Here is a 26,274-nt window from a genome sequence, read left to right as displayed (position 1 = left end):
CGAATGACCGGGTTCACTTCCCCGCTGGCCTGACCGCCGGATCGTCGTCCTCCCACAGCAGCAGCTGACGGACCGCCGCGCGCGATCCGTAGGGCTGCAGCATCTGGCTGGCCGGACGCGGGCGCACTCGCAGCGGCCACCAGAACCATCGGCCGAGAAGCGCGGCGACGGCCGGCGTCATGAACGACCGGACGATCAACGTGTCGAACAGCAGACCCAGCGCGATCGTGGTGCCGATCTGGCCGAGGATGCGCAGGTCGGCGAACACGAACGACGCCATGGTGGCAGCGAACACCAGACCGGCCGCGGTCACCACAGCGCCGGAGCCGGCCATCGCGCGGATGATGCCGGTGTTGAGCCCGGCCCCGATCTCCTCCTTGAAGCGGGCGATCAGCAGCAGGTTGTAGTCCGATCCCACCGCCAGCAGCAGAATGATGGCCAGTGCCAACACGATCCAGTACAGCTGGATGCCGAGCAGGTCCTGCCAGATCAGCACCGACAACCCGAACGAGGCGCCCAGGGACAGCGCGACGGTGCCGACGATGACGAACGCCGCGACGATGCTGCGGGTGATGAACACCATGACGAGCAGGATCAGGCACAGCGCCGCGATGCCGGCGATCATCAGGTCGTACTTCGCCCCGTCCTGAATGTCCTTGTAGGTGGCCGCGGTTCCGGCGATGAAGATCCGGGAGCCGGCCAGCGGGGTGCCCTTGACGGCTTCGACCGCGGCGTGCCGGATCTCGTCGATGTGCGAAATGCCTTCGGTGGTCGCCGGATCGCCCTCGTGGGTGATGATCATGCGCGCGGCCTTGCCGTCCGGGGACAGGAACAGCTTGAGCCCGCGCTGGAACTCCGGGTTGGTGAAGGCCTCCGGTGGCAGATAGAAGGAGTCGTCGGTCTTCGATGCGTCATACGCCGCGCCCAGTGCCGTCGAGTTCTCCAGCGCCCGCGAGTTCTGGTCGTTGATGCCGGACTGCGTCGCGTAGTTCGTCATCGTCAGGTCGCGGTTGGTCTGCTGGTTGGCGATCTGCGGCGGGATCAGTGCAAGCAGCTTCGGTTGCAGCGCATCGAGTTTGGCGATGCTGCCTGCCACGTTGGCCAGCTGGTCGGTCAGGTCGTTGATCCCGTCGAGCGCGTCGAACAGCGAGCGCAGCGCCCAGCAGATCGGGATGTCGTAGCAGTGCGGCTCGAAGTAGAAGTAGTTGCGGATCGGCCGGAAGAAGTCGTCGAAGTTGGCGATCTTGTCGCGCAGGTCCTGGGCGGTGGCGACGGTCTGCGCGAAGGCCTGGGTCTGCTCGTCGGTGACCGCGGCCGACTGCTGTTGCAGTGCGTACTGCTGACGCAGGGTGTTGATCGAATCGTTGATCACGCCGACCTGCTTGAGCAGGTCGGCGGTGCGGGCCTGCTGGAAGGGCAGCGCGTTGATCTGCGCGGCGCTGCTGGCGCTGAGCTGGAACGGGATCGACGTGTGGTCCAGCGGCGTGCCGAGTGGTCGGGTGATCGACTGCACCTGCGCGATGCCGTCGGTGTGGAACACCGCCTTGGCCACGCGTTCGAGCAGGATCATGTCGGTCGGGTTTCGCAGGTCGTGGTCGGCTTCGACCATCAGCAGTTCGGGTTCCAGGCGTGCCTGGGAGAAGTGCCGTTCGGCGGCGGCGTATCCGACGTTGGCCGGGGCGTCGGCCGGCATGTAGGTGCGGTTGTCGAAGTTGGTCTTGTAGTTGGGCAGCGCCAGCAGACCGATCAGGGCGATTGCGATGGTGGCGACGAGGATCGGGCCGGGCCAGCGCACGATGGCGGTGCCGACGCGCCGCCAGGTCCGGGTGTTCATGGGCCGGGCGGGTTCGAACAGGCCGAAGTGGCGGCCGATGGACAGCAGCGCCGGGGCCAGGGTCAGCGCGGCGACCACCGCGACCAGCACGCCGATGCCCGCGGGCACCCCGAGGCTCTGGAAGTAGGGCAGCCGGGTGAAGGTCAGGCACAGCACCGCACCGGCGATCGTCAGGCCCGAGCCGAGAATGATGTGCGCGGTGCCGTGGTACATCGTGTTGAAGGCCTCGACGCGGTCCTGTCCGGCGTAGCGCGCTTCGTGGAATCTGCCGAGGATGAAGATCGCGTAGTCGGTGCCCGCCGCGATCACCAGCAGGGTCAGCAGGTTCGTCGAATACGTCGACAGGTCGATGATGCCGGCGTTGGCCAGCACGGCGACCACACCGCGTGACGCGGTCAGCTCGATCATCACGGTGAAGATCACGAAGAACACCGTGGTGAGGCGGCGGTACAGCACCAGCAGCATCAGCGCGATGACGCCGATGGTGATCAGCGTGGTCTTCAGCGTGCCTTGCCGGCCCACCTCGAACTGATCGGTGATGAGCGGGGCGGGCCCCGTGACGTAGGCCTTCACCCCCGGCGGGGCCGGGGTGTTGTCGACGATGTCGCGCACCGCGTCGACGGATTCGTTGGCCAGCGACTCGCCCTGGTTGCCGGCCAGAAAGACCTGCACCAGCGCAGCCTTGCCGTCGGAGCTCTGCGAGCCGGCCGCCGTGAGCGGGTCTCCCCAGAAGTTCTGGATGTGCTGGACGTGTGTGGTGTCCTGCTCGAGCTTGTGCACCAGGCCGTCGTAGTAGCGGTGCGCATCGGCGCCGAGCGGTTGATCACCCTCGAGGACGATCATCGCCGAACTGTCGGAGTCGTATTCGCCGAAGTCTTTGCCGATGCGCTTGCTGGCCTGCAGGGACGGCGCATCCTTCGGGCTCAGCGACACGTTGTGCGACTCGGCGACGGTCTCCAGCTGTGGGACGAAGACGTTGGTGACGACGGCGGTCGCGAGCCAGAACAGCGCGATCAGCACCGAGAAGCGGCGGATCAGGGCCGGGACCGAGCTCATCCGGACTTGTCCAGGCAGAAGGTGTAGGCGTTCAGGGTGTTCACCTGATTCTCGTCTTTGACCGCGTCGTCGATTGTGATGCGGCAGCCGATGGTGTCGCCGTTCGCCTGGGCGGCGACGTTGACGAACACGGCGGGGTCGGTGGTGACGGCGTCATAGGACCAGGGCAGCGGGACGTCGACCGCCTTCTGTGGCTGGGCGTGGACGTCGAGGTAGGTGATGGTCGCGGTGGTGCCGGGCGCGCCGAAGACGTCGAGGACGACGTGCTTGGGGTTGAACGGGACGATCTGGCTGTCGGATCCGCTGGCGGTCGCCGTGACGTCCTCCGAGGCGAAGATGCCGCGCAGCCGGTACACGGTGAACCCGGCCACCGCGATTACCACGACCGCGAGCACGAGCGTCCAGCGTCGGCCGAGCCGCCGGGCAATCGAGACCCGCTGCATGCGTGACCCTTTCAGGAGCGGCGACGCCCACGGACCAATTCTGTGTCGCTTCGGCGTCGGTCCGGCGATCTATAGGGTGGCTAATCAACTTCGTTGACGGTACGACACGTCATCGGACTCCACAACACCGGCTGGCGTGCCTGAGTGATTGCTGGGAATCTGCTGGGAGCCAGGGCGTTCCGGTCAGGCTGCGCCGGCCGCACGGATCCGTTCGGCGATGGCGTCTCCCAGCCTGCCGGTGGTCGCCTGGCCGCCCGTGTCGGGGGTCCAGCACGTCGCCGCCGCCCGCGAGGGTGTCTTCGATCGCCCCGACGATGGCGTTCGCGGCAGCAGGCTCGCCGAGATGGTCGAGCATCATCGAGGCACACCCGATCTGGCCGATGGGATTGGCGATGCCGCGTCCCGCGATGTCGGGGGCGGACCCGTGCACGGGCCCGAACAGGCTCGGGTACCGCTTCTCGGGATTGATGTTCGCGCTCGGCGCGATGGCGATGGTGCCGGCGCACGCTGGGCCGAGGTCGGACAGGATGTCACGGTGCCCGGGTCGATCCCGGTACGCCTACTCACCGCGGCGACGAGGTCGTCATAGGTCCGTCACACCAGCAAGAACGCCGTAGGCTCGGTACGTGGTGGGTCCGCCCGGGATTCGGTTCCTCTCGCTCGGTGACCGTCGGCTGGCGTACGAGGTGCGCGGGCCGGCGGACAGCGGTGAGCCGCCGCTCGTCGCCCCGGCCTGGTGGGTGAGTCATCTCGAACTCGACTGGCAGCACCCCGGTGTGCGGCGGTTCTGGGACGGCATCGCCGCCGACCGCTTGTTGATCCGCTACGACCGCCTCGGTGCAGGCATGTCGGACCGCTCGGTGAACGAGTCCGACCTGACGCTCGCCGACGAGGTGGCGACGTTGCGCGTACTCTGCGACGAGCTCGGGCTGGACCTGGTGTCGTTGATGGGCGGTTCGTCGGGAAGCTGCACCGCGGTCGCCTTCGCCGCGGCGTATCCCGAGCGAGTGGACCGGCTGGTGCTCTACGGCAGCTACGCCCGCGGCGACGATCTCACCCCGCCGGGAGTGGCCGATGCGATCGTGGCGGCGGTTGACGTGCACTGGGGCCTCGGTTCGCGTGTCCTCGGTGACATCTTCCTCGGCGGTGCCGACGCCGCCGAGCACGACCGTTTCGCGCGGCTGCAGCGCGAGTCGGCCACGGCGCAGACCGCCGCAGCGCTGCTGAGGCTGGTGTACCGGCTCGACGTGCGCGAGTGCCTGGCCGCCGTCCGCGCGCCGACCACCGTGGTGCACCGTCGCGAGGACCGCGCCGTCCCCTATCGACTCGGACGCGAGGTCGCTACCGCCATACCCGGCGCGACTTTCGTTCCGCTGCAGGGCACTTCGCATTTCCCTTGGCACGGCGACGTGGACTCGGTCGTGCGCGCCTGCCGGGGCGGACTGGCAGTGCAGCCACCGGAGGAACCGTCGCCTGACGCCGGCCCGCTCTCCTTGCGCGAGCGGGAGGTTCTCCGCTGTGTAGCGCGCGGACTCAGCGACCACGAGATCGCCGAGCACCTCGTGGTCAGTCCGCACACCGTGCACCGTCACGTCGCCAACATCCGCCGCAAGCTCAGCAGCCCGTCCCGCACTGCTGCAGTGGCCGTGGCAGCTCAGCTGGGCTTGCTCTGACCTCACCGGAATCGGCCATCGTCCGGCGATGGCCGACTCGGGCGATGCGCCGACGTCGCTCCTCCACCTAGATTCCGGTCATGAACCAAACTTGGCTACGCGTGATGGCACTGCTCTACGACCCGTTCCTGTGGTGGGGCGAGGCTGCGGGAATGCGCCGTCGGCGTCGCGCCGTGCTCGTCGGCGCGCGCGGTCGCGTCCTCGAGATCGGCGCAGGCACTGGCCTGAACGTCGCCCACTATCCCGACGGGGTCGATGACCTGATTCTGGCCGAGCCCGAGCCCGGGATGCGGCGGCGACTGGCCCGGCGGCTCGAACGGCACGGCCGCGCGGCCCGGATCGTCGACGCTCCCGCCGAACGTCTGCCCCTTCCCGACGCATCGGTGGACACCGTCGTGGCGACGCTGGTGTTGTGCACCGTCGCCGACCCCGAACGTGCCCTGCGCGAGATCGCCCGGGTGTTGCGCCCGGACGGTCGGGTGCTGTTCATCGAACACGTGCGTGCGCGTTCGCGCCGGCTCGCCACATGGCAGGACGCGCTGGTGCGGCCGTGGCGGGCGTTCGCGGGCGGATGCGTCTGCAACAGAACGACTCTGGAAACCATGCGTGCCTGCGGCTTCACGGCCGAGACCGACGACGCGGCCTGGCGGGGGATGCCGGGCATCGTGCGCCCGCTTGTCGTCGGGCGGGCCCGGGTGTCCTCTCACGCACCCGCGCGGTGACGGTCGATCAGCGACGCGGCCATCGGCTTCGCGCGCCGCGCCGCGGCGCGGTCCCCTTCGGCGGCGGCGATGATGCTGCCCTTCATGAGGACGTTGAACGCGAGCGTGAACTCCTCGACGTCGCGCAGATCGGCGAGCCGGGCCCGCTCGGCGACGATTCCGCGGATGGCCGCGAGATGCGCGATACACGCCTCCCCGATGCGGCCCTCGGCGCCCATCTCGAGTAACACCTTGACGAACGAGCACGACTCGAAGTCGCTGTGCTCGGCGAACCAGTCGTCGAACACGTCGAAGATCGCCAACAGCCGACCCTCGGGATCATCTTCGCGAAGGTAGGACTGCTTCTCGACGACCTCGACCGTCCACTGCTGCTCACGCTCGGCGAGGAAGGCGATCACCAGGTCGTCCTTGGACGGGAAGTGCCGGTACAGCGTCGTTTTCGCGACGGCTGCCTTCTGCACGACCTCGTCCACCCCCACATCGCGGATCCCGCGGCGAGTGAACAGGTCGTAGGCCGTCGTGAGGATGCGTTGCCGGGCTGACGGGGACGTGTCGACGGGCATGGCGGGTCCGGTTTCGCTGGGAAGAGGACGGGTAAGACTTCCGACGATACAGACCTGTCTGTAGTGCATCCGTGAGCTGAGGAGTGGACCGTGGGACTCAGGGACCGCATCGCCGAACCGTGGGGAGCCCGGACGCCGTACGGCCCCGGCGAGCAGTGGCCGCACCGCGTCGACTCCTACCTCGCCGACGGTGTATCGCCCGATCAGGTCGACGCGTGGGTCCAGTCGGCGGCGGTGCTGCACTCCAACGGCGACGGGCTCGACATCGCGGTCAAGGACGGCCGCATCGTCGGGGTGCGTGGCCGCGCGGTCGACCGCGTCAACCACGGCCGTCTCGACCCCAAGGACCTCTTCGGCTGGCAGGCCAACGCGTCAGCCGACCGGCTGACCACGCCGCTGATCCGCCGCGGCGGCGCACTGGTGGAAACCGATTGGGACACCGCGATGGACGCCGTCGTGTCGCGCAGCAAGCACCTGCTCGCCGATCAGGGACCCAGCGCGATCGGTTTCTACACCTCCGGGCAGTTGTTCATCGAGGAGTACTACACCCAGGGCGTCATCGCCCACGCCGCGATCGGGACCAACCACGTCGACGGCAACACCCGGTTGTGCACAGCGACGGCCGCCGAGGCGCTCAAGGAGTCGTTCGGCTGCGACGGGCAGCCCGGCTCCTACACCGATGTGGATCACGCTGACGTCATCGCGCTCTACGGGCACAACGTCGCCGAGACCCAGACGGTGCTGTGGATGCGGATGCTGGACCGGCTCGCCGGCCCGAATCCGCCGGCGATTCTCTGTGTCGACCCGCGGCCGACACCGGTGGCTGAGCACGCGACCGTGCACCTGGCGCCGCTGCCGGGCACCAACGTCGCACTGATGAACGGTCTGCTGCACGAGATCCTGGCTCACGACTGGGTGGATCACGAGTACGTCGCGGCGCACACGGTCGGCTTCGCCGAGCTGAGCAAGCGCGTCGCGGAGTTCCCGCCCGAACGGGTCGCGCAGATCTGCCGGATCGACGCGTCGGATCTTCGGCGCGCGGCGGAGATCGTGGGCAACGCGGAGCGACTGCTCTCGACGGTGCTGCAGGGGTTCTATCAATCTCACCAGGCCACGGCCGCGTCGGTGCAGGTCAACAACATCCACCTGGTGCGCGGCATGCTCGGCAAGCCCGGTTGCGGGGTGCTGCAGATGAACGGCCAGCCCACCGCCGAGAACACCCGCGAATGCGGTGCGGATGGTGATCTCGCTGGATTCCGCAACTGGGCCAACGACTCTCACATCGAGGAGCTGGCGAAGCTGTGGAACGTCGACATGATGCAGATCCCGCACTATGCCCCGCCGACGCATGCAATGCAGATGTTCCGCTACGCCGAGGAAGGCACACTACGGATGCTGTGGGTCAGCGCCACCAACCCCGCGGTGTCGCTGCCCGACCTCGCACGAATCCGTGCCATCCTGGCCCAGGAGAGATTGTTCCTGGTCGTGCAGGACATCTTCCTGACCGAGACCGCACAGCTCGCCGACGTGGTGCTGCCGGCCGCGGCGTGGGCCGAGAAGACCGGTACCTTCACCAATGTCGACCGCACCGTGCACATTTCGGATAAGGCGGTCGAACCGCCCGGGCAGGCGCGCGCCGATCTGGACGTCTTCCTCGACTACGCGCGACGGATGGATTTCCGCGACAAGGACGGAAACCCGCTTCCGAACTGGACAACCCCGGAGGAGGCCTTCGAGGCGTGGAAGAAGTGCAGCGCCGGACGGCCCTGCGACTACACCGGGCTCAGCTACGACCTGCTGCGTGGCGGCAGCGGCATCCAATGGCCCTGCAACGCAGACCATCCCGACGGCGCCGAACGCCTCTACGCCGACGGGGAGTTCTTCGCCGCACCGGACTACTGCGAGGCCTACGGCAAGGACCTCATCACGGGCGCACCTCTGGAGCCGACCGAGTACCGCGCGATGAACCCAGGCGGCAGGGCGATCATCAAGGCCGCCGAGTACGTACCGCCTCACGAGCCACCCTCCCGGGAGTATCCCTATGTGCTGATCACCGGTCGCACGCTCTATCACTTCCACACCCGCACCAAGACCGGCCGCGCGCCGCAACTCGACGCGGCCGCACCGCAGGTATGGGTCGAGATCGCCGAGTCCGACGCCCGGCGCGTCGGCATCGATGAAGGCGATGCCGTTGAGATCCGCACGGCGCGTGGCTGTGTCGCTGCGTCGGCCCGGATCACCGGCATTCGCCCGGGCGTCGTTTTCCTTCCCTTCCACTACGGGTACTGGGACACCGACTCCGGTGACCGCCACCGCGCCGCCAACGAACTCACCCTCACCGACTGGGATCCGGTGTCCAAGCAGCCGATCTTCAAGACCGCAGCCGCGACGCTGCGCCGGGTGAGCCGGGGCCGCGGTGCCGCACCGGCACCCACCACGACGGCCTCGGCCCCGGTGGCAGCGGCGGTTCCCCGCACCGAGGGAGGCGAGGCGGCGCTTGCCGACGAACGCGTCACCGAGGAGATGCAGCCATGACCAAGCTGACGCTCGCCATCACCGAACTACACCGCAGCGAGCTCCATCTTGCCCACGACCTGCGTGCCATCGCAGCCCGCCACCACGCCGATCAGGACATCTGTCATCTCGCGCGTGACTTGGCCGCCTGGTCGGACGATCACGCGGCGACGCTCGCCGACCACGGTCGTCACTACGGTCTGCGGCTCTCCTCGGGAGCCTGGCGTCGCCGGCTGGGGCGCACGATGCAGGAGCGCCTCAGCGATGCCCTGCGACGCCGGCCTGAACCCACTCTGCTGCTGCTGGCGGATCTGCGCCGGGTGCACCGCGACGCGGCGGGCACATCTCTGGATTGGGAGTTGCTCGCTCAGGGCGCACAGGCCAACAAGGATGCACAGTTGCTCGCCGTGACGCAACGGTGTCACCCGCAGACCTTGCGCCAGATGCGCTGGGCCAATGCGATGCTGAAGGAGCTGTCGCCTCAGGCGCTGGCGTCCTGACGGCCCGTCAGGCGAGCGCGTGCCGGTACTCGTCACGCCGCGGTCCGGCATCCCCGCCCCTCATGTCGATTTCAACCGTCCGCAATTGTTGCGTGTTTGCAACGAATGCATACCGGCAAACCGGCGTACATGCAAGCTTTGATCGTGCGGCCGGGAAGCGCCGGAACACTCCGGGTGGACGATGTGGCCGAGCCGCGACCCGGGCCTGACGAGTTGGTGGTCGACGGCCTCGCAGTCGGTGTGTGTGGCACGGACAAGGAGATCGTCAGCGGGAGCTACGGCTGGGCACCACCCGGGCGGGACACGCTGGTGATCGGTCACGAATCGCTGGGCCGGGTGGCCCAGGCGCCTTCGGGGAGCAGCTTTCGCACCGGTGACCTGGTGGTCGGCGTGGTGCGCAGGCCCGACCCGGTGCCGTGCCGGGCCTGCGCCCATGGTGAGTTCGACATGTGCAGGAACGGCCGCTACACCGAGCGGGGCATCAAGGAGATCGACGGCTACGGTGCGCAACGGTGGTGCGTCGAGGCCGATTATGCGATCGCGATCGACGAGCGACTCGCCGATGTCGGAGTACTGATGGAACCGACCACCGTGGTCGCCAAGGCCTGGGAACAGGTATGGCGGATCGGACAGCGTGCCTACTTCGAGCCCCGACGCGCACTGATCACCGGAGCCGGGCCGATCGGTCTGCTCGCGGCCATGCTCTCGGTGCAGCGGGGGCTCGACACGCACGTTCTGGACCGGGTCACGGAGGGGCCGAAACCGGGCATCGTCGCGGCGCTGGGAGCGACCTACCACCATGACGACATCGACACCGTCGCCGCGCGGCTACAGCCTGACGTGGTCATCGAGGCGACGGGGGCGGCGCCGGTGGTCTTCGGGGCGATCGCGAACACCTCGACGTACGGAATCGTCTGCCTCACCGGTGTTTCCCCGGCGGGGCGGCGCCTGAAGATCGACGCCGGCGCGATCAACCGCGAGCTGGTGCTCGAGAACGACGCCGTGGTGGGGTCGGTCAACGCCAACCTGCGGCACTACCGTCAGGCCGCCGACGCGCTGGCCGAGGCCGACAGGGACTGGCTGGCCGGCCTGATCACCCGACGCGTCCCCCTGCACCGCGCTGCTGACGCCTTCACCGCCGAACCCGACGACGTCAAAGTGGTTGTCACCCTCGACGGCTCGGACTGACCGTGGCAACCACGTCGATTCACCGGCCTGCATGAAAGTTTCCTGGCAATCATTGCTGTAGCGCATGTATCGGCGTAGAAAGGGGCCACCGGTCCTGTCCACGACGGAAACGGAGGATCACGACCATGACCGGCGCGCGCACCACGTCCCGCGTCGACCACGCCGACACGGCGGACCTGCAACGGGAGATCGCGCATCTGCACGACAAGCTGGCCAGCCAGCCCGTCATCGAACAGGCCAAGGGCATGCTGATGCAGACCTTCGGCATGGACGCCGACGGCGCGTTCGACATCCTTCGTGCGATGTCGCAGAACTGCAATGTGAAGCTGCGGGCTCTCGCGCAGTTCATCGTCGAGTCCTGGACGCGCGACGGGCCAAGGGCCGACTTCGACCTCGCCTCTGATCTACTGCTGGATCTCCGGGAGCGCCTCCGCGCACGCGAAGATGCGACAACCGATCCGTACGGATAGGCAGATCCGCCAGAGCTGCAGCGGCCGGCCGTTTTTGTCGGTGGTCGAATGTATGTTCGAAGTATGTCGGGGACGGATCTGCAGGCCGCAGTGGCGGCGCTGGTGGATGCTGTCGACACCCTGGCCGGCTGCGACTCGGACCTGGCCACCCGCACCGAGCTGGTCGAGGTGCTCGACGAGCTGGAAACCGTGTGGTGCCGGCTGCCCGCGCTGCGGCACCGGCTGCTGGCCCGGCTGCAGGTCGAGACCACCCCGCAGCAGATGGGCGCCAAGAACTGGAAAGACGTGCTCGCGATCCGGTGGCGCATCACCACCGCCGAGGCGCACCGCCGCCTGGGCGACGCCGCCCTGCTGGCGCCGCGCCAGCCGGTGACCGGGCCGCCGCTGCCCCCAGCACTGCCGGCGGTCGCGGTGGCGCAGGAGAAGGGGTTGATCAATGCTGAGCATGTCGAGGTGATCCGCAAAGCCGTCGACAAACTCCCCGGTTTCGTCGACACCGCCACCCGGGAGCAGTTCGAGGTCGACCTGGTGCGCACCGCGGTCGGGGCCGGGCCCAAAGACGTCGAGAACGCCGCCGATCTGACCCTGTTTCTGCTCGATCAGGACGGCCCCGAACCCGATGACACCGAGCGTGCCCGCACGCGTGGGGTGTCGAAGGGAAAGCAGCGCCGCGATGCGATGACCGACCTGGCCGCCCGGTTGACGCCCGAGGCGTGGGCGGTGTTCGAGGTGCTGTTCGCCAAATACGCCGCCCCCGGTATGTGCAACCCCGACGATCCCGAACCGTGCACCTCGGGCACCCCCACCCAGGCCCAGATCGACAACGATCACCGCAGCCTGGCCCAACGCCAACACGACGCCCTGCTCGCCGTCGGACGGATCGCCCTGATGAGCGGCGAGGTGGGTCACTTGAATGGGTTGCCGGTGGCGGTGATCATCCGCACCACCCTGCAAGACCTGGAATCCCGGGCCGGGATCGGTGTCACCGGCGGCGGCACCCGCGTGCCCATCAAAGACGTCATCCGGATGGCCGGACACGCCAACCATTATCTGGCGGTCTTCGACCAAGCCACCGGATCCGCCCTGGACCTGTTCCGCACCCGCCGTATCGCGTCGCCGGCGCAGCGGATCATGCTGATCGCGCGTGACGGGGGATGCACCAAACCGTGCTGCACCGTCGGCGCCTACGGCGCCCAGGTTCATCATGTGACCACCGACTGGGCTGATGGCGGCAACACCAACATCAACGACCTCGGCCTGGCCTGCCCACCCGATAACCGCAGCGTCAACACCGACGGCGGCTGGACCACCGCGATGAACACCCGCACCGAAGTCGAATGGACCCCACCCGCCCACCTCGACACCGGCCAAACACGCATCAACACCTACCACCGCCCCGAAGCCCTCCTACGCCCACCCGATGAACCGGAGGATCATGACGCTGCCGAGACCACGCCGGCCGAGCCGGTCGAGCCGACCGAAGCGGAACCTCCCACCTCAGCCGACGAACCAGGCGAACCCGGCGGACCCGCACCACCCGACCACCAAGCGGCCTGACGGCCGCGGGTGTCGCACCCGCGAGTGCGCCAAGCATGGGGAACGTGCTAGGCCGACTTCTGCTGCCGGGCGGTATAGCTCTGGTGCACAGGCGATTCCCAGGTGTAGGGCTCCTCGGGATGGCCGGATCCGCCGAGGATGAAAGCGCGATCGCTGCGATTGGCTCGCGTGATGGTCGCCAGCCAGGTGCCGACGGTACTGAACCGGTTACGCACGCCGGTGAGGAAAGCGATGTGGATGAACCCCCACCCGAGCCACCCCGCCAACCCGGCGAGTTTGACCGGGCCCGCCTGGAGCAGGGCGTTGCCGCGGCTGATGTAGGCCGCCGATCCGAGGTCGCGATAGCGGTAGTTCTTCCGGGCGGCGCCGCTGAGTTCGCGACGGATGCAGGCCGCGGCGTGCAGACCGCCCTGCATGGCGTTCTCCGCCACCCCGGGCAGCCCGTCGCGGCCGGCGAGATCCCCGATCACGAAGACCTCTGAGTGCCCGGGCACCGACAAATCGGCGTCCACCGAGATCCGCCCCGACCTGTCGGTCTGCGCGCCCAGCACCTCGGCGACATGCCGCGCGAACGGCACGGCCTCGACACCGGCCGTCCACAGCACCGTGCGGCTCGCGTACTCCTCACTCGGTGCGCCACCTTTCGGGCTGACTGTCACACCGTCGCGTCGGACGTCCGTGACGTGGACGCCGAAATGCATCTCTACGCCCAGGATTTCGAGCGTGCGCTGCGCCCGGTCGGCGAGCGCCGGCGCGAAACTCTTGAGCACGCGGTCGCCACCGTCGAACAGCAGCACCCGGGCGTCTTCGGGATTGATGCTGTGGAACTGGTTGGCCAGCGCCCGCGTCGCCAGTTCCCGGATCTGGCCTGCCAACTCGACACCGGTCGGGCCCCCGCCGGTCACGACGAACGTCAGCCACTGGTCACGTTCGGGGCCAGGAGGCAGCGTTTCGGCGATCTCGAACGCGGCGAAGACACGGCGACGGATGCTGAGCGCGTCGTCGAGGGTCTTCATGCCGGGCGCCCAGGTCGCGAACTCCTCCTTGCCGAAGTAGGACTGACGCATGCCCGCCGCGATCACCAGATAGTCGTAGTCGAGATCGAAGGTGGTCTCGTCGGGACGGCGTGCGGTGACACGACGCGCGTCGGGGTCGAGCCGGACGGCCTCGCCGAGCAGGGTGGTGACGTTGTGATGGTGTTCGAGCTCCTGGCGCAGTGAGCGGCTGATCTGGCCGATACTCAAAGTGCCGGTTGCGCATTGATACAGCAGCGGCTGGAACACATGGCATGCCGCACGGTCGAGCAGCGTGACATCGGCGTCGACGTTCTTCAGGCGTCGGGCGCAGAACAGTCCGCCGAAACCTCCGCCGACGATGACCACCTTGGGACGCGAATTACCCATATAACGGCGATACCCGTTCCCCGGGCGATTCCACCTCAGCCGCGTCAACCGGTGAGCGCCGGGCGCAGGGCGCGTCCCCAGGCGAGCGGATTGAGGTTGCGGAACGGGTCGCAGTCGCGGCGCCTGCGCAGTTCCTCGAGGATCCCCTCCAGGGCGGTCTGCGTCTGTTCCTTCACAGTGGCTTCCCACCGGGCGGCTGGTTCAGGCGCGGGCCGGCTCGTGTCGATTGGGGATCCGAACCGCAGGTACATCCGCTGTGGCCGCGGCACCATCGTCGGACCCAGTCCGCGCATCAGCGGGATCCCGACATCGCGCACACCGTGCAGACGTTCCCCGAGACCGCGGGTCATCCGCTCCCAGGTACCGCCGCGTGCGACGAGGCTCTGATACACGTCGTCCCCACCGACCAGCCCGACAGGCACGATCGGGTAGTCATGGGCGATGGCCAGCCGGGCGAACCCGCTGCGGCCCTGCCACAGCAGCTGATACTCCTCGCCCTTGAACTTGAGCATGTCCCGCCCTCCACCGGGGAAGACCAGCACCGTTTCGCCCCGGCGCATCAGCTCGGCGCCGGTCTCGGGGTCGCCGACCACCGCGCCGGCCGCCTCCATCACCTCGCGGCCGATGCCGCGCATGTCGGCCAGCTGCCGGGTGGCCAGCCCCCGCACGCGGACGCCGAGTTCGCGGTGCACGAAGTAAGGGGTCAAAACGATCTCGGCCCATCCCGATGTGGTGTGGTTGCCGACGAGCAGGAACCGTCCGTCGCGGGGGAGGTTCTCCAGCCCGTCGACGTAGATCCTGGACAGGTCGACGACCGGACCGATCAGCTCGGCGACGGTGAAGATCGCCTTCTGCATGGCCTGAACTCGGCCTGCTCGATCAACGAAAGGGTTGGCCACGGTGGTCTCCTCGTCCGAGAGCGGCGATTGACGGTCGCCACCGAGCGTACCCGAGAACTGACCAAACGACCGATATGGTCAGTCCGTTCAGTCCGTCTCGGCCGCTGGCTATAGTCACACCGGTGAGCACTCCGTCCGTCGGCCTGCCCGAACAGCACTCGACGAAGGCGGCGCGCCTCCTGGCCGCGGCGAGCGACCTGCTCATCGGACGGGGTGCGCGTGGCTTCACCGTGGCCGACGTGGCCCAGCGCGCCCACGTGGGGAAGGGCACCGTCTACCTGTACTGGCCCACCAAGGAGGATCTGCTGATCGGCCTGCTCGGCCGCGGCTTCCTCGGCCTGCTGGACGACCTGATCCGTCGACTCGGCGAGGAACCCGACCTCGCGCGCCCGTCCCGGTTCTGCCCGACCATGCTCGACGTCGCAACGAGCCAGCCGTTGCTCGCGGCGCTGCAACGCCATGACGAGAACCTCCTCGGCGTGCTGGCCGACCATCCTCGCTCGGTCGCCCTGCACGACGCGCTCGGGCCCAGCGCGGTGATCGGCGCGGTGCTTCCGGTGTGGCGCCGCCATGGGATGGCCCGAACCGATTGGGAGACAGCCGATCAGGCGTTCGCGCTGCACGGACTCGTCACCGGGATCGCATTGTCGCTCGTCGGTCCTGCGCCCGGGCCCCGCCCCGCGGACTCCCCGCTCAACGTGCTGAGCGTCGCGGTGACCGCGCTGCTGGGACCGGAGCGGGCCACTCAGAAACAGGTGCGTTCAGCGGCAACCGAGATCATCAAGTTCCTGGACCGCGGTCGGGACACGGCACTTGAACTCATCGCCTAGGTCCATGCCCGATCCCGCCAGCGCCACGCGTTGTCGACAAGGAAATCGTGCAGTGGGCGCGGCTGCCGGCCCAGCAGCCGCTGCACATCGCCGGTGACCGGCTGGTTTCGCCCGAGTTTGGTCAGCGTGTACACCGCGGACATGAATCCGATGGTGTCCCAGCCGACTCCGCGGCGGCGCAGCCGCACGGCGAATCGCGGCAGGCTGGGGTCGACGTAGCGGATGGGGCGGCCCAGAACGGCGGTCATTTCGGCGGCGACCTCGGCCATGGTCAGCGGAGTCGGCCCTGTGAGGTGGTACACCACGTCACGATGAACGTCCGGGTCCGCAAAGACGGTGGCGGCGACGTCGGCCGCGTCGCGCGCATCGATGAATGTCGTCGCGCCCCGGCCGGCGGGGATGAAGAGTTCCCCGGCTTCTGAGATGTCGACACCGTGGGTGGAGATCGCCCGGTGCAGGTTCTGCATGAAGAAGCTGCACCGCAGGACCGTGGCCGACATGGCCGAATCCCGCAGCGCGGCCTCCACTGTGTGGTGCGGAATGAAGCGCGCCCGGTCGGCGCCGAAGACCGACAAGTAGACGACGTGCCGGCACCCGGTGCGCTCGGCGGCGTGCAGGAACGGCACGATCGCTTGCCGCGCAGCGCGATTCCCCGGCAGCGGGAACAGCAGGAACAGCGCCTGCACGCCTTCGAGCGCCTGAGCCCACGTGGTGCGGTCGAAGAAGTCCAGAAGCACGGCCTCGGCCGAGGTGGCCGCTGCACATCGTTCGGGGTGGCGGCTGCCGACGCGCCACGGCCGTCGGTATCGCTGATCGAGAAGGTCGACGAGTTCCTGGCCGAAGTTTCCGGTGGGGCCGGTCACCAGAAGCACGTGCATCTCCTCCGGGGGTCGCTGACGAGGTTCTCCGCAGTCCATGATGATCCTCGTGGAAGCGACACGGGTGGATCGCTGGTTGTGGGCGGTCCGGTTGACCAAGACGCGACCCGACGCAGCCGAGGCGTGCCGGGGTGGGCACGTACGCGTCAACGACCGGCCGGCCAAGCCGTCGACCATGGTGGGGCCCGGCGATACAGTGCGGGCCCTGGTGGGTGACCGCACCCGGATCGTCGAGGTGGTGCGCGTGATCCAGAAGCGCGTGAGCGCCGCCGACGCGGCGACCTGCTACCTCGACCGCACTCCCCCGCCCCCGCCGGTGGCGTCGGTACCTGTCGCCGTCCGCGACCGCGGCGCCGGGCGGCCCACCAAGAGGGACCGCAGGTTGCTCGACAAGTGGCGCGGACGCCAGGGATGAACGCCGGGCGATGATCCGGTTCGTGCATCTCGCCACCCTGCTCGCCGTCATCGCGGTGCCGGTGGTCGGCTGGTTCACGCAGAACTGGTCGGGAGCCACCACGCTGGTGGTGTACTGGTTCGAGACCGCGGCCGGATGTGGATTCATCGCGGCGCGAATCCTGGTGCATCAGAGGTGGTCTCCGCGGCGCGGCCACTTCCGCTACGCCCCGCCGAGCGAGAACAGGCGCACGACGGGCGCCTCGACGTTCCTCACCGGCTTCGTCGTCACCAGCACGGCGTTCACCCTCGTCCACGGCATCTTCCTCGCCGTCATCATCGTCCTGCTGGATCGGCACGCCGCCGATTCGATCGCGGTGATCGGCTGGGGCGACGTGCGACTGGGCGCGCTGTGCGTTCTGGCGCTTCTCGCGCTCGACTTCGTGATCGACCTGTTGACCCTGCGCGGATGGCCGTTCTCGCGGCTGGAACAGACGGCGCAGCGGGGACTCAGCCGCGTCATCGTCGTGCACCTGACCCTGATCTTCGGTATGGCAGGCATCGCGGTGACCGGCGCGTCGTCGAGCCTGTTCAGCGTCTTCGTCGTTCTCAAGACCATGGCTGCACTGAGTACCGTTGTCCCTCAATGGGAACCGGCCCGACCACCGCGGTGGCTCAGCCGCCTCCTGAATCGGATACCGAATGCTTACCCCGGCCAGCGGTTCGAAGAGTTCTGGGCGAGCGGCCGCGCGGACGAACAGACGCGCCGCGAACGCAACGAACAGCCGTGGCGGTGACATACGACGAGGGCGCCCGCTGTTGCGGGCGCCCTCGTGGTCGTCGGTGGATCAGGGATGCACGGTGGTGCTCACGTGCGGCACCTTCACCGTCGGGAACAGCTGGTGGATCCACGGGTAGTCGTCGTTGCCGTATCCGTACCCGTAGCCGTGATGGCCGTAACCGTAGCCGCCGAACCCGAACCCGGTCTGGTCCGCCTGCGCCGGACCGGCGAAGCCGATCACCGCCGCCGACAGTGCCCCGGCCACCAGGCTCATCATGCCGATTCTCTTCATCGATCTCGCCTCTTCTGTCTCCCAGGCGGTGATACCGCCTATGCGTGATGGAACAGGGAGAGGGGCGATTTGATTCCGTCGGCCACGGGTCGAGCCTTGCCGAACAGGTAGCCCTGTCCCAACTCACACCCCCACTCGATCAGTAGGTCGCGTTGGTCCTGACGTTCGATGCCCTCGGCGATGACCGTCAGACCGAGGCTGGAGCCCAGCCCGACGATCGCCTTGGTGATCGCGGCGCACCGGGCATCGTCGGTGATGCCGGCGATGAACTGCCGGCTGATCTTGAGGATGTCGATCGGCAGGTCGATGATCTTCACCAGCCCGCTGAACCCGGTGCCGACATCGTCGATGGCGATGCGGATACCGAGTTCCCGCAGCATGTCGAGGTCGTCGCGGATCGAGGCCGCCACCCGCCCGGCGTGCGTCTCGGTCAGTTCGAGCACGAGTCGGCGTGGATCCAGTCCGCTGACGTCGAGCGCGCCGAGCACGTCGGCGCGCAGGTCGCCCACCTCGATCTGCCGGCCGGAGACGTTGACGTGTACGGCGGACCCTGCCGCCGCACCGGCCCACGACCTCGCCTGCCGGCATGCCTCGTTCAACACGCCCCGCCCGATGGCGGGCATGTGCCTGGACGCTTCGGCGACGGTCAGGAACGCGTCGGGACACAGCAGCCCACGCTCGGGATGCTGCCAGCGCAGCAGTGCCTCCGCGGCGACGCATTCGCCGGTGCGCAGATCCACGATCGGCTGGAAGTGGACGGCGAATTCGTCGAGGTCGACCGCGCGGTCCAGGTCAGGGGTCAGCTGCATCTCCCGCAGCAGGGCGGCTTCCTCGGCGGGTTCGCTGCCCATCGTGACGCAGTCCTTGCCGCTGCGTTTGGCGAAGTACATGAGGTTGTCGGCCCGCTGCAGCAGCGTTTCGCTCACGCATCCCGGCTGCGAGATCACCACGCCGGCGCTGACCGAGAGCTGGTCGTAGATCCGGCCGGCGCCCAGCCTGACGGGCCGGCGCAACTCTGCCCGGATCCGTTCTGCGGCGCTGTGCAGGAGGGTGACGTCCGCGTCGTCCGGACAGAGCACGGCGAACTCGTCACCGCCCAGTCGCGCCGCGGTGTCGTGCGGTCCGATCGCGGCTTTCAACCGGTCGGCCACCACCTTGAGGACCTCGTCGCCCTGGGCGTGGCCCCAGGTGTCGTTCACGGTCTTGAAACCGTCGAGGTCGAGGAAGATCAGACCGACGCCGCTCGAGCCTGCCCGGTCCGCGTCGGCCAGCGCCTTGTCGATCCGGCCCATGAACAGCGCCCGGTTCGCCAGCCCGGTCAACGGATCGTGGGACGCCAGGTAGTGCAGTTCGTCCTCGACCCGCTTACGGGAGGTGATGTCCTCGACCAGGCAGATCCCGTAGGGTTCGGATCCGCGCGGTGCCACGACGGACGCGGACACCAGTCCCCAGACCGTGTCCCCGTCGGCGCGCCGGAACGACGTCTCCGCGTCGAACGTCTGCCCGACACGCAGGCTCAGCAATTGCTCCAACGTCGCTGTCTCCGAATGGTTTTCGAGGCCGTCCAGATCGGTCACGGTCATCTGCAGCACGTCGTCGGGCCGGCTTCCCAGGACGTCGGCCATCGCCTGGTTGCAGCGAGTGACACGCCCGAAGTTCTCAGGAGTCACGTCGAACATGAACATGCCCATCGGCGCGGTGTCGAAGGCGAGGCGGAAACGCTCCTCGCTTTCGGCGAGCGCCTGCTCGGCCGCCTTGCGTTCGGTGATATCGGTGGCGACACCGATGTAGCCCATACAGCCGCCGTCGTGATCGGTCATCTCCGACACCGCCAGGCTGACGGCCACGGGAGAGCCGTCGCGGCGAAGGTATGTCCACTCCCGCACCTCGGCCGCCTGCGGCGTGACGTTGTGGGTGAACACTTCGAAGCCGATCGGGACGCCGAGTTCCGCTGCCCGGCTGGACACTTCGGGAAAGATCGAAAAATCATGAGGCCTGTGGCCGATCACTTCGTCCGCCGTCCAACCCGTCAGCCGCTCCGCGCCGATGTTGAACACCGTGATGTGCCCGGTCGCATCGGTGCCGACGATCGCCTGCTCCGATGCGGCCTGCAGGACGCCCGCGAAGAGATCACGCGCCTCCTGCAGCTCCCGGGCGTGCACGCGTTCCTCGGTGACGTCGCGGAAGGCGACCACGGTGAACGGCGACTGGCGTGCCAGCGGGGCCGTCGTCAGCTCGATGATCCGGGAGTCCTCGGCCTCCACGACCAGATCCCGCCGCTCGGTGGGCCCTGCCGCCGACATCGGCTCCCGGGACGCCGAGACGACGTGGTCGACGTGACCGGACTCGCCGGCCCGGGCGTTCCGAAGCACCACCTGGCCGGCGGCGTCGGTGAGGATCACGCTGTCGTGAATGCTGTCGAGCACCGCTGCCAGCAGTTCGGAGTCCCGATCCGCGGTGTCGCGCGCATCCTCGAGTTCTGAGATCAGACGCGCCCGCGAGTCGCGGTACAGCGCCAGCGCGAGGACGACGATCGCCAGGCTGCCGACCAACGACTGAGCGAGCAGAGCCCGTTCCTGGAGCTCGGGGACGATCAACGCGCCATGGTCGAGCAGCGTGGCGGCGATGATCCAGGGCCCGGCCACGGCGAGGAGCAGCGTGCTGACCGTCGTGCTGTATCGCAGCGCCACCCACATGGCCGGCACCAGCGCGATGAACGCCATCGGCACACCGGTGGTCAGCCAGAACACGGACAGGAAGACGGCGACGACGACGCCGCCGGCCACGAGCGCTTCGAGGGCGCCGAGGACGGTGACGCGGGGACGGCTCCACGTGATGTCGGTGAGCCGCAACCAGATCGACACTCCGACCAGTGCGGAGGCGGCGTTGCGGACGGCGAACAGGGCGAAGGTCTCCGCAGCGGGATCGCCGTTGACCACCACGAACCATCCCGCGGCGAGGAAGGCCCCGCAGCAGTTGCCGACGGCAACCGCGGCGACGAGGCGGGCAAGGTCGGCGGGGTCGCGCAGATGCACCTCACGTCGCCGGTAGGTCAGGACCTCCACCGTCACCACCGCCAGCACCACATTGACCAGGACGAACCAACTGGTCAGCGGCACGGAGGCGCCCGTGGTGAGATTGACGAAGAACGTCGTGGCGGCCAACAGCGCCGCGTGGGCCGCACGCTCCCGCGGCCCGCGCTGGTGAGCGGCAAGCATCCAGATGGTTGCTACGGCTGCCGCGGGCCACACCAGCGAGATCTCACCGCCGCCCAATCGCGTGGCCCGACCCGCGAGGATCGCCAACGCATAGGCCAGCGGAAAGGCAACAAAATACGTTGCCGAGCGAACAATCCGACCCATCACGCCACCCTTTGCTTGAGCGTCGATAAACAGCATGCGGGCAAGATCAGATTTTCGCTGCTGAACCGCGGGAGGTATTCCTTCTGTCAGAGACGCGTCAGAGGCTCGAGCGCCACCGCACGCGCCCGCGGGTCCAGTCGACGGTAGGGATCGGTCGCGCGGAGTTCGCCGAGGTCGGCGAGGGCGCGCTCGAGTGCCTGCTGCGTGCGCCTCTTGACGGTCGCCACCCATTCCTCCATCACGGCGCCCTCGGGTGCGACGGTCTCGATCGGCGCAGCGAACCGTAGATACATCCGCTGCGGTCGCGGGATCATCGTCGGCCCGACTCCCCGCAGCAACGGCATGGCGGTGTCCGTGCGGCCGGTCATACGCCTCGACAGTGCGCCGGTGAACCGCCCCCAGCCGCTGTCGCGGGCCACCAGGCTGCGATAGATCTCGTCGCCCCCCAGCAGCGCCGCGGGCACGATGGGGTAGGCGTGCTCGATCGCCACGCGGGCGAAGCCGGCCCGGCCCTCCCAGAGCAGGGTGTTCTGCTCGCCCTTGAATTTCGAGATCTCCCGCGCTCCCCCCGGGAACACCAGGACCGGCTCGTCGCGACGCATCAGTTCCCGAGCCGCCGCCGGGCTTCCCACGACGCCGCCGGCGGCGGCGAGGAGATCCCCGGAAAGGCCGCGCATCCGCCCCATCTGGCGGTCCACCAGCGGCCGCACCAGAACGCCCAGCGATCGACGCACGAGGTACGGGACCAGGAACGATTCGACCCCGGCCTGGGTGTGGTTGCCGACGAGCAGGAACCGGCCGTCCCTCGGAAGGTTCTCCAGGCCGTCGACGTACGGGCGGGTCGCATCGACCAGAGGTCCGGCACGATCGGCGGTGAACTCGAGGGCGCGCCGCAGCGAGCGCACGCGGGCGGTTTCGGGGGCGACAGTGGGCTCCATCGGCGCGGGTTGCGGTCGGTGGGGGCGACCTAGTCGCGCGGCCACACGATCATGGGCACCGGCAATGCCCGCATGATCTTGGTGGCCGTATGGCCGAGGAACAGCCGCCGGGGCTGAGCCAGCCGGCTGGAGCCGATCATGACGATCTCGCTGTCGTCGAAGACCAGGCCCTCTACCGCGTCCTCGAGCGAATCCCCATGTCCGACAACGCTGGTCACCGGACATTCGGACGGAAGCGCCTGGGTCGCCCGCTCCACCAGCGTCGTCGCGTGCTCCTCGGCCGCCCGGGTCCACTCTCGGCGCCGGTCCTCACCGACGGCCACCAGAGACATCAACCGCAGCGGGACCTTCCATTCACCCGCCAGCCGAACCGCGTTGTCGAACAGCACCTCGTTGCCCGGCCGCAGGCCGACGGCGCACGTGATTCGGGTGACGCCGGCATGAGGCTGGTACTCGGCCGGGGCGAGGGCGACCGGCACCGCCGACGCATGCAGCAGAGCATCGGCCAGGCTGCCCAGCCCGAAGCGCCCGCTGCGCACGCGATGGTAGGTGCCGATGACGATCAGGGCGGCCTCGCCGAGTTCGGGATCGACCGACGAGTCGAGCAGGCCCTGGGTGATGGAGTCGGCCCGACGGAGATGCCCTTCGGCATGGACACCCTCGGGCACCCGGGACAGCCCGTCCTCCAGCCATCCCCGGCCCTGCTCCTCGACCTCCGCGTTGAAGGCGTGGTCGGGCGAATACCGGTGAAAAGTGGGCGCGTCACTCGGCAGCACCGCGACGAGATCGAGCGTCGCCCCTGACGACCGGGCCAGGGTCGCCGCGAGGTTGATCCCGTCGACGCCGCGCTGGCGCGGGCCGTATCCGACGACATACCGCATGGGCCGTGACGCTACACCGGTGACACGTCGCAGATGGGCAAGTGCGCAGACCTTCTCGGTCGTTCAAATCGCATCAGCGCGAGCGTTCTTGTGGTAAGCCCCGAGGGTACGTTTCGCCCACGAGCCAGATGGGGGTACCACCATGACGCAGGCTGCCTCCGAATCGACCGGCAGGACCACGCTGGCCCGCACGCTCGGCCTGTGGGCGATCGTCGGCCTCGGCCTGGGCTACATGACGCCGACCGTCGTCTTCGACACCTTCGGCATCGTGTCGGACGAGACCGGCGGCGTCGTCCCCACGGCCTACGTATTCGCGCTGGTCGTCATGACGTTCACGGCCGTCAGCTACGGCAGGATGACGCAGATCTTCCCCTCGGCCGGCTCGGCGTACACGTATACGTCGGCGACCATCAGCCCGAACTTCGGGTTTCTGATCGGGTGGGCAGCACTGCTCGACTACCTGCTATTGCCTCTGGTCAACGCACTGATCATCCGCAGCTACATGTACTCGTTCTTCCCCGGGGCGCCGGAATGGATCTGGGTCGTCGTCTACGTAGCAGCGATCACCGGGATGTGCCTGTTCAGCATGACCAACACCTCCCGGGTGAACATGCTGCTGGTCGTCTTCGAGGTGGTCCTGATCGGCGTGTTCCTGATCCTTGCCGGGAAGTCCCTGATGGACGGCATGGGCAACGGGACCCTCTTCTCCACGGAGCCGCTGTGGCACGAGGGTGTTCACCTCAACCTCGTCATCACCGGTGCGACGATCGTGGCGTTCTCGTTCATCGGCTTCGACGCGATCACGATGTACACCGAGGAGGCCAAGGACTCCTCGACCGTGCCGAAGGCGATCCTGATGGCACTGATGATCGGTGGCGCGATCTTCTTCGTCTCGGCATTCTTCACCCAGTCGCTGTTTCCGGATGTCGCCAACTTCAGCGAGGAGTCGCTGGAGAACAGTGCGCTGCCCGAGATCGCTTACAACGTCGGCGGCCATCTGTTCAAGATCTTGCTCACCTCCGCCGCGTTCGCGGCCACGGTGGCCTCCAGCCTCGCCTCGCACGCATCGGTGTCACGGCTGCTCTACGTCATGGGACGCAACGGCCGCGGGCCGATCGGGCGATTCTTCGGATACCTGCACCCCAGTTTCCAGACCCCGTCGTACGCGATCATCTTCGTCGGCGTGGTGTCGTTGCTGGCGATCGCCTTCAACCTGGACTTCGTGGCCTCGTTGATCAACTTCGGGGCCCTGATCGCGTTCACCTTCGTGAACCTGACCGTCATCGTCTACTTCGCCTACCGGCGCCGGGAGATCAACGGGGCGCGCCAGATCTTCAGGAACATCGTGCTGCCGGGGCTCGGCGTGCTGGCCACGGTCCTCCTGTGGCTCTACCTCTCGGCCGAGTCCACCAGGTACGGCATCATCTGGTTCGTCATCGGATTCATTGTGCTGCTGTGGCTTACCCGATTCTTCCGCCGACCGATGACGCTCAACATGGGCGAGGCGGTGCCCGACGCCGACGAACTGGACACACCGCAAAATACAGCGACCTAGACTGGCAGCGAGCCGATCCCGGCGCCCCCGGCGCTGCGCGGAGCGGGCACGGCGCGATGCTGCGCCGCCAACCGAAGATGAAAGCGAGTTCTGATGAGCACGTCGTTGTACGCGGTGGTCGACCCGTCCACAGGTGAATTGGTCAAGGAGTACCCGACTGCCACAGACGAGCAGATCGAGCAGGCGATCGCGGCGGCCGACAAGGCCCACCGCGAGTGGTCGCGCACCACCTCGGTCGCCGAGCGGGCGGCGCTGATCCGTCGCGTCGCCGAGCTGCACGAGGAGCGTAAGGAGGAACTCGGCCGCATCATCCAGCGCGAGATGGGCAAGCCGCTGGACCAGTCGATCGGTGAGGTGGAGTTCAGCGCGGCGATCTACACCTTCTACGCCGACAACGCCGAGAAGTTTCTCGCCGACGAACCCATCGACCTGCTCGACGGCGAGGGCTCGGCGGTGGTGCGTCGCAGCTCGGTCGGCGTGCTGCTGGGCATCATGCCGTGGAACTACCCCTACTACCAGGTCGCCCGCTTCGCCGGTCCGAACCTTGCGATCGGCAACACCATCGTGCTCAAGCACGCTCCGCAGTGCCCGGAATCTGCTGAGGCCCTGCAGAAGATCTTCACCGACGCCGGCTTCCCCGAGGGCGCCTACGTCAACGTCTATGCGACCAACGAGCAGATCGCCACGGCGATCGCCGACCCCCGCGTGCAGGGAGTGTCGCTGACCGGATCCGAGCGGGCGGGTGCGGCGGTCGCCGAGATCGCCGGCCGGAACCTCAAGAAGGTGGTGCTCGAGCTCGGCGGCTCGGATCCGTTCATCGTGCTGTCGACCGACGACCTGGACGCCACGGTGGAGGCCGCCGTCGACGGCCGGTTCGAGAACACCGGCCAGGCGTGCAACGCCGCCAAGCGCATCATCGTCGCCGAGGACGTGTACGACCAGTTCCTCGACAAGTTCACCAAGAAGGTGCTCGAGAAGGCCGACGGTCTGGCGCCGCTGTCGTCGGTCGCGGCCGCCGAGCGGCTCGAGGAGCAGGTACAGCGCGCGGTGTCCTCGGGTGCGAACCTGATCAGCGAGGGCGAGCGCAGCGGCGCCCACTTCCCGCCGGCGGTGCTGACCGACATGCCCGCCGACTACCGCGAGGAGCTGTTCGGTCCGGTGGCGTCGGTCTACAGGGTCGCCGACGAGGACGAGGCCGTCGCCGTCGCCAACGACACCCCGTTCGGGCTGGGGTCCTACGTCTTCACCACCGACACCGAGCAGGCCAAGCGCGTCGCCGACAAGATCGAGGCGGGCATGGTGTTCGTCAACGCGGTGGGAGCCGAAGGTGCCGAGTTGCCGTTCGGTGGGGTCAAGCGATCAGGTTTCGGTCGCGAGCTCGGCCGGTTCGGCATGGACGAGTTCGTCAACAAGAAGCTGATCCGTATCGCCGGCTGACGCCATAGGGTTCGGTCCTTTTGACCGATATTGCCGTGAGGGTTGCGAAGACCCTCACGGCAATCTCGTACGGAGCGCCGGCAAAGGTGATGGCCGCGCCGCGAC

22 protein-coding genes and 1 pseudogene are annotated in these 26,274 nt (G+C 68.0%); 12 read left to right on the top strand and 11 right to left on the bottom strand.

From position 1 onward, the window contains the following. Positions 1 to 13: 13 nt before the first annotated feature. The 3 genes and pseudogenes from G6N45_RS04905 to G6N45_RS04895 form a co-directional block, all read right to left on the bottom strand. Positions 14 to 2,890 (bottom strand): MMPL/RND family transporter, encoded by a 2,877-nt coding sequence (locus G6N45_RS04905; protein WP_163720649.1) that lies wholly within the window; start codon positions 2,888 to 2,890, stop codon positions 14 to 16. Then, complete coding sequence (locus G6N45_RS04900) at positions 2,887 to 3,333, bottom strand: MmpS family transport accessory protein (RefSeq protein ID WP_163720648.1); 447 nt, start codon at positions 3,331 to 3,333, stop codon at positions 2,887 to 2,889. The genes G6N45_RS04905 and G6N45_RS04900 overlap by 4 nt, the downstream gene beginning before the upstream one ends. A gap of 183 nt (positions 3,334 to 3,516) precedes the next feature. Continuing rightward, a pseudogene (locus G6N45_RS04895) lies at positions 3,517 to 3,865 on the bottom strand (isocitrate/isopropylmalate family dehydrogenase); the annotation flags it as partial. 94 nt (positions 3,866 to 3,959) lie between these two features. On the opposite strand from G6N45_RS04895, the gene G6N45_RS04890 reads away from it, so the two are divergent. Further along, complete coding sequence (locus tag G6N45_RS04890) at positions 3,960 to 5,006, top strand: alpha/beta fold hydrolase (RefSeq protein WP_163720647.1); 1,047 nt, start codon at positions 3,960 to 3,962, stop codon at positions 5,004 to 5,006. A gap of 80 nt (positions 5,007 to 5,086) precedes the next feature. Next, positions 5,087 to 5,728, top strand: coding sequence for a class I SAM-dependent methyltransferase (locus G6N45_RS04885; protein ID WP_163720646.1), 642 nt, complete (start codon positions 5,087 to 5,089; stop codon positions 5,726 to 5,728). Here G6N45_RS04885 and G6N45_RS04880 read toward each other — a convergent pair. Further along, on the bottom strand, positions 5,710 to 6,291 hold the full coding sequence (locus G6N45_RS04880) for a TetR/AcrR family transcriptional regulator (protein ID WP_163720645.1): 582 nt from the start codon (positions 6,289 to 6,291) through the stop codon (positions 5,710 to 5,712). The genes G6N45_RS04885 and G6N45_RS04880 overlap by 19 nt on opposite strands. A 90-nt stretch (positions 6,292 to 6,381) precedes the next feature. Between G6N45_RS04880 and G6N45_RS04875 the strand changes: the two genes are divergently transcribed. The 5 genes from G6N45_RS04875 to G6N45_RS04855 all read left to right on the top strand — a co-directional run bounded on the left by G6N45_RS04875 (position 6,382) and on the right by G6N45_RS04855 (position 12,520). Further along, complete coding sequence (locus tag G6N45_RS04875) at positions 6,382 to 8,826, top strand: molybdopterin oxidoreductase family protein (protein ID WP_163720644.1); 2,445 nt, start codon at positions 6,382 to 6,384, stop codon at positions 8,824 to 8,826. Then, positions 8,823 to 9,305 carry a hypothetical protein gene (locus G6N45_RS04870; RefSeq protein ID WP_163720643.1) on the top strand — a complete coding sequence of 161 codons (483 nt, stop codon included), beginning with the start codon at positions 8,823 to 8,825 and terminating at the stop codon, positions 9,303 to 9,305. Before G6N45_RS04875 ends, G6N45_RS04870 begins: the two co-directional genes overlap by 4 nt. Before the next feature lie 183 nt (positions 9,306 to 9,488). After that, positions 9,489 to 10,493, top strand: coding sequence for a glucose 1-dehydrogenase (locus G6N45_RS04865; protein WP_246228882.1), 1,005 nt, complete (start codon positions 9,489 to 9,491; stop codon positions 10,491 to 10,493). Positions 10,494 to 10,618: 125 nt separating this feature from the next. Then, a complete protein-coding gene (locus G6N45_RS04860) occupies positions 10,619 to 10,963 on the top strand; it encodes an ANTAR domain-containing response regulator (RefSeq protein WP_163720641.1) in 345 nt (114 codons plus the stop codon). 48 nt (positions 10,964 to 11,011) lie between these two features. Further along, positions 11,012 to 12,520, top strand: a complete 1,509-nt coding sequence (locus tag G6N45_RS04855) for an HNH endonuclease signature motif containing protein (protein ID WP_163720640.1) — start codon at positions 11,012 to 11,014, stop codon at positions 12,518 to 12,520. Between the two features lie 47 nt (positions 12,521 to 12,567). On the opposite strand, the gene G6N45_RS04850 is transcribed toward G6N45_RS04855, so the two are convergent. Together G6N45_RS04850 and G6N45_RS04845 are read right to left on the bottom strand one after the other, a co-directional pair. Then, positions 12,568 to 13,923 carry an NAD(P)/FAD-dependent oxidoreductase gene (locus G6N45_RS04850; RefSeq protein ID WP_163720639.1) on the bottom strand — a complete coding sequence of 452 codons (1,356 nt, stop codon included), beginning with the start codon at positions 13,921 to 13,923 and terminating at the stop codon, positions 12,568 to 12,570. A gap of 44 nt (positions 13,924 to 13,967) precedes the next feature. After that, positions 13,968 to 14,780 (bottom strand): lysophospholipid acyltransferase family protein, encoded by an 813-nt coding sequence (locus tag G6N45_RS04845; RefSeq protein ID WP_163720638.1) that lies wholly within the window; start codon positions 14,778 to 14,780, stop codon positions 13,968 to 13,970. Between the two features lie 164 nt (positions 14,781 to 14,944). On the opposite strand from G6N45_RS04845, the gene G6N45_RS04840 reads away from it, so the two are divergent. Further along, positions 14,945 to 15,652, top strand: coding sequence for a TetR/AcrR family transcriptional regulator (locus G6N45_RS04840; RefSeq protein WP_246228880.1), 708 nt, complete (start codon positions 14,945 to 14,947; stop codon positions 15,650 to 15,652). Here G6N45_RS04840 and G6N45_RS04835 read toward each other — a convergent pair. Continuing rightward, complete coding sequence (locus G6N45_RS04835) at positions 15,649 to 16,524, bottom strand: NmrA family NAD(P)-binding protein (RefSeq protein WP_163720636.1); 876 nt, start codon at positions 16,522 to 16,524, stop codon at positions 15,649 to 15,651. The genes G6N45_RS04840 and G6N45_RS04835 overlap by 4 nt on opposite strands. 43 nt (positions 16,525 to 16,567) lie before the next feature. Between G6N45_RS04835 and G6N45_RS04830 the strand changes: the two genes are divergently transcribed. Next, complete coding sequence (locus G6N45_RS04830) at positions 16,568 to 16,945, top strand: Hsp15 family ribosome-associated heat shock protein (protein WP_197746868.1); 378 nt, start codon at positions 16,568 to 16,570, stop codon at positions 16,943 to 16,945. 10 nt (positions 16,946 to 16,955) lie between these two features. Further along, a complete protein-coding gene (locus G6N45_RS04825; RefSeq protein ID WP_163720634.1) occupies positions 16,956 to 17,720 on the top strand; it encodes a DUF6498-containing protein in 765 nt (254 codons plus the stop codon). A gap of 51 nt (positions 17,721 to 17,771) precedes the next feature. On the opposite strand, the gene G6N45_RS04820 is transcribed toward G6N45_RS04825, so the two are convergent. The 4 genes from G6N45_RS04820 to G6N45_RS04805 all read right to left on the bottom strand — a co-directional run bounded on the left by G6N45_RS04820 (position 17,772) and on the right by G6N45_RS04805 (position 23,177). After that, entirely contained in the window at positions 17,772 to 17,996 is a 225-nt protein-coding gene (locus G6N45_RS04820) for a hypothetical protein (RefSeq protein ID WP_057149808.1), read from the bottom strand. A 38-nt stretch (positions 17,997 to 18,034) separates the two neighbouring features. Then, positions 18,035 to 21,358 carry a bifunctional diguanylate cyclase/phosphodiesterase gene (locus tag G6N45_RS04815; protein ID WP_163720633.1) on the bottom strand — a complete coding sequence of 1,108 codons (3,324 nt, stop codon included), beginning with the start codon at positions 21,356 to 21,358 and terminating at the stop codon, positions 18,035 to 18,037. Between the two features lie 86 nt (positions 21,359 to 21,444). After that, positions 21,445 to 22,296 carry a lysophospholipid acyltransferase family protein gene (locus G6N45_RS04810; RefSeq protein ID WP_163720632.1) on the bottom strand — a complete coding sequence of 284 codons (852 nt, stop codon included), beginning with the start codon at positions 22,294 to 22,296 and terminating at the stop codon, positions 21,445 to 21,447. Between the two features lie 29 nt (positions 22,297 to 22,325). After that, positions 22,326 to 23,177: a universal stress protein gene (locus tag G6N45_RS04805; protein ID WP_163720631.1), complete on the bottom strand. Its 852-nt coding sequence runs from the start codon at positions 23,175 to 23,177 to the stop codon at positions 22,326 to 22,328. 142 nt (positions 23,178 to 23,319) lie between these two features. Here G6N45_RS04805 and G6N45_RS04800 point away from each other — a divergent pair, with 142 nt between their 5' ends. Together G6N45_RS04800 and G6N45_RS04795 are read left to right on the top strand one after the other, a co-directional pair. Further along, on the top strand, positions 23,320 to 24,732 hold the full coding sequence (locus tag G6N45_RS04800; protein WP_163720630.1) for an APC family permease: 1,413 nt from the start codon (positions 23,320 to 23,322) through the stop codon (positions 24,730 to 24,732). A gap of 93 nt (positions 24,733 to 24,825) precedes the next feature. Next, positions 24,826 to 26,169 (top strand): NAD-dependent succinate-semialdehyde dehydrogenase, encoded by a 1,344-nt coding sequence (locus G6N45_RS04795; RefSeq protein WP_163720629.1) that lies wholly within the window; start codon positions 24,826 to 24,828, stop codon positions 26,167 to 26,169. Positions 26,170 to 26,274 lie beyond the last annotated feature (105 nt).

Source organism: Mycolicibacterium psychrotolerans, from assembly GCF_010729305.1.
In the GTDB taxonomy this organism is placed as follows: Bacteria; Actinomycetota; Actinomycetes; order Mycobacteriales; family Mycobacteriaceae; genus Mycobacterium; species Mycobacterium psychrotolerans.
The sequence above is the reverse complement of the archived record's forward strand: the minus strand, read 5'-3'. Positions and strand labels throughout refer to the sequence as shown.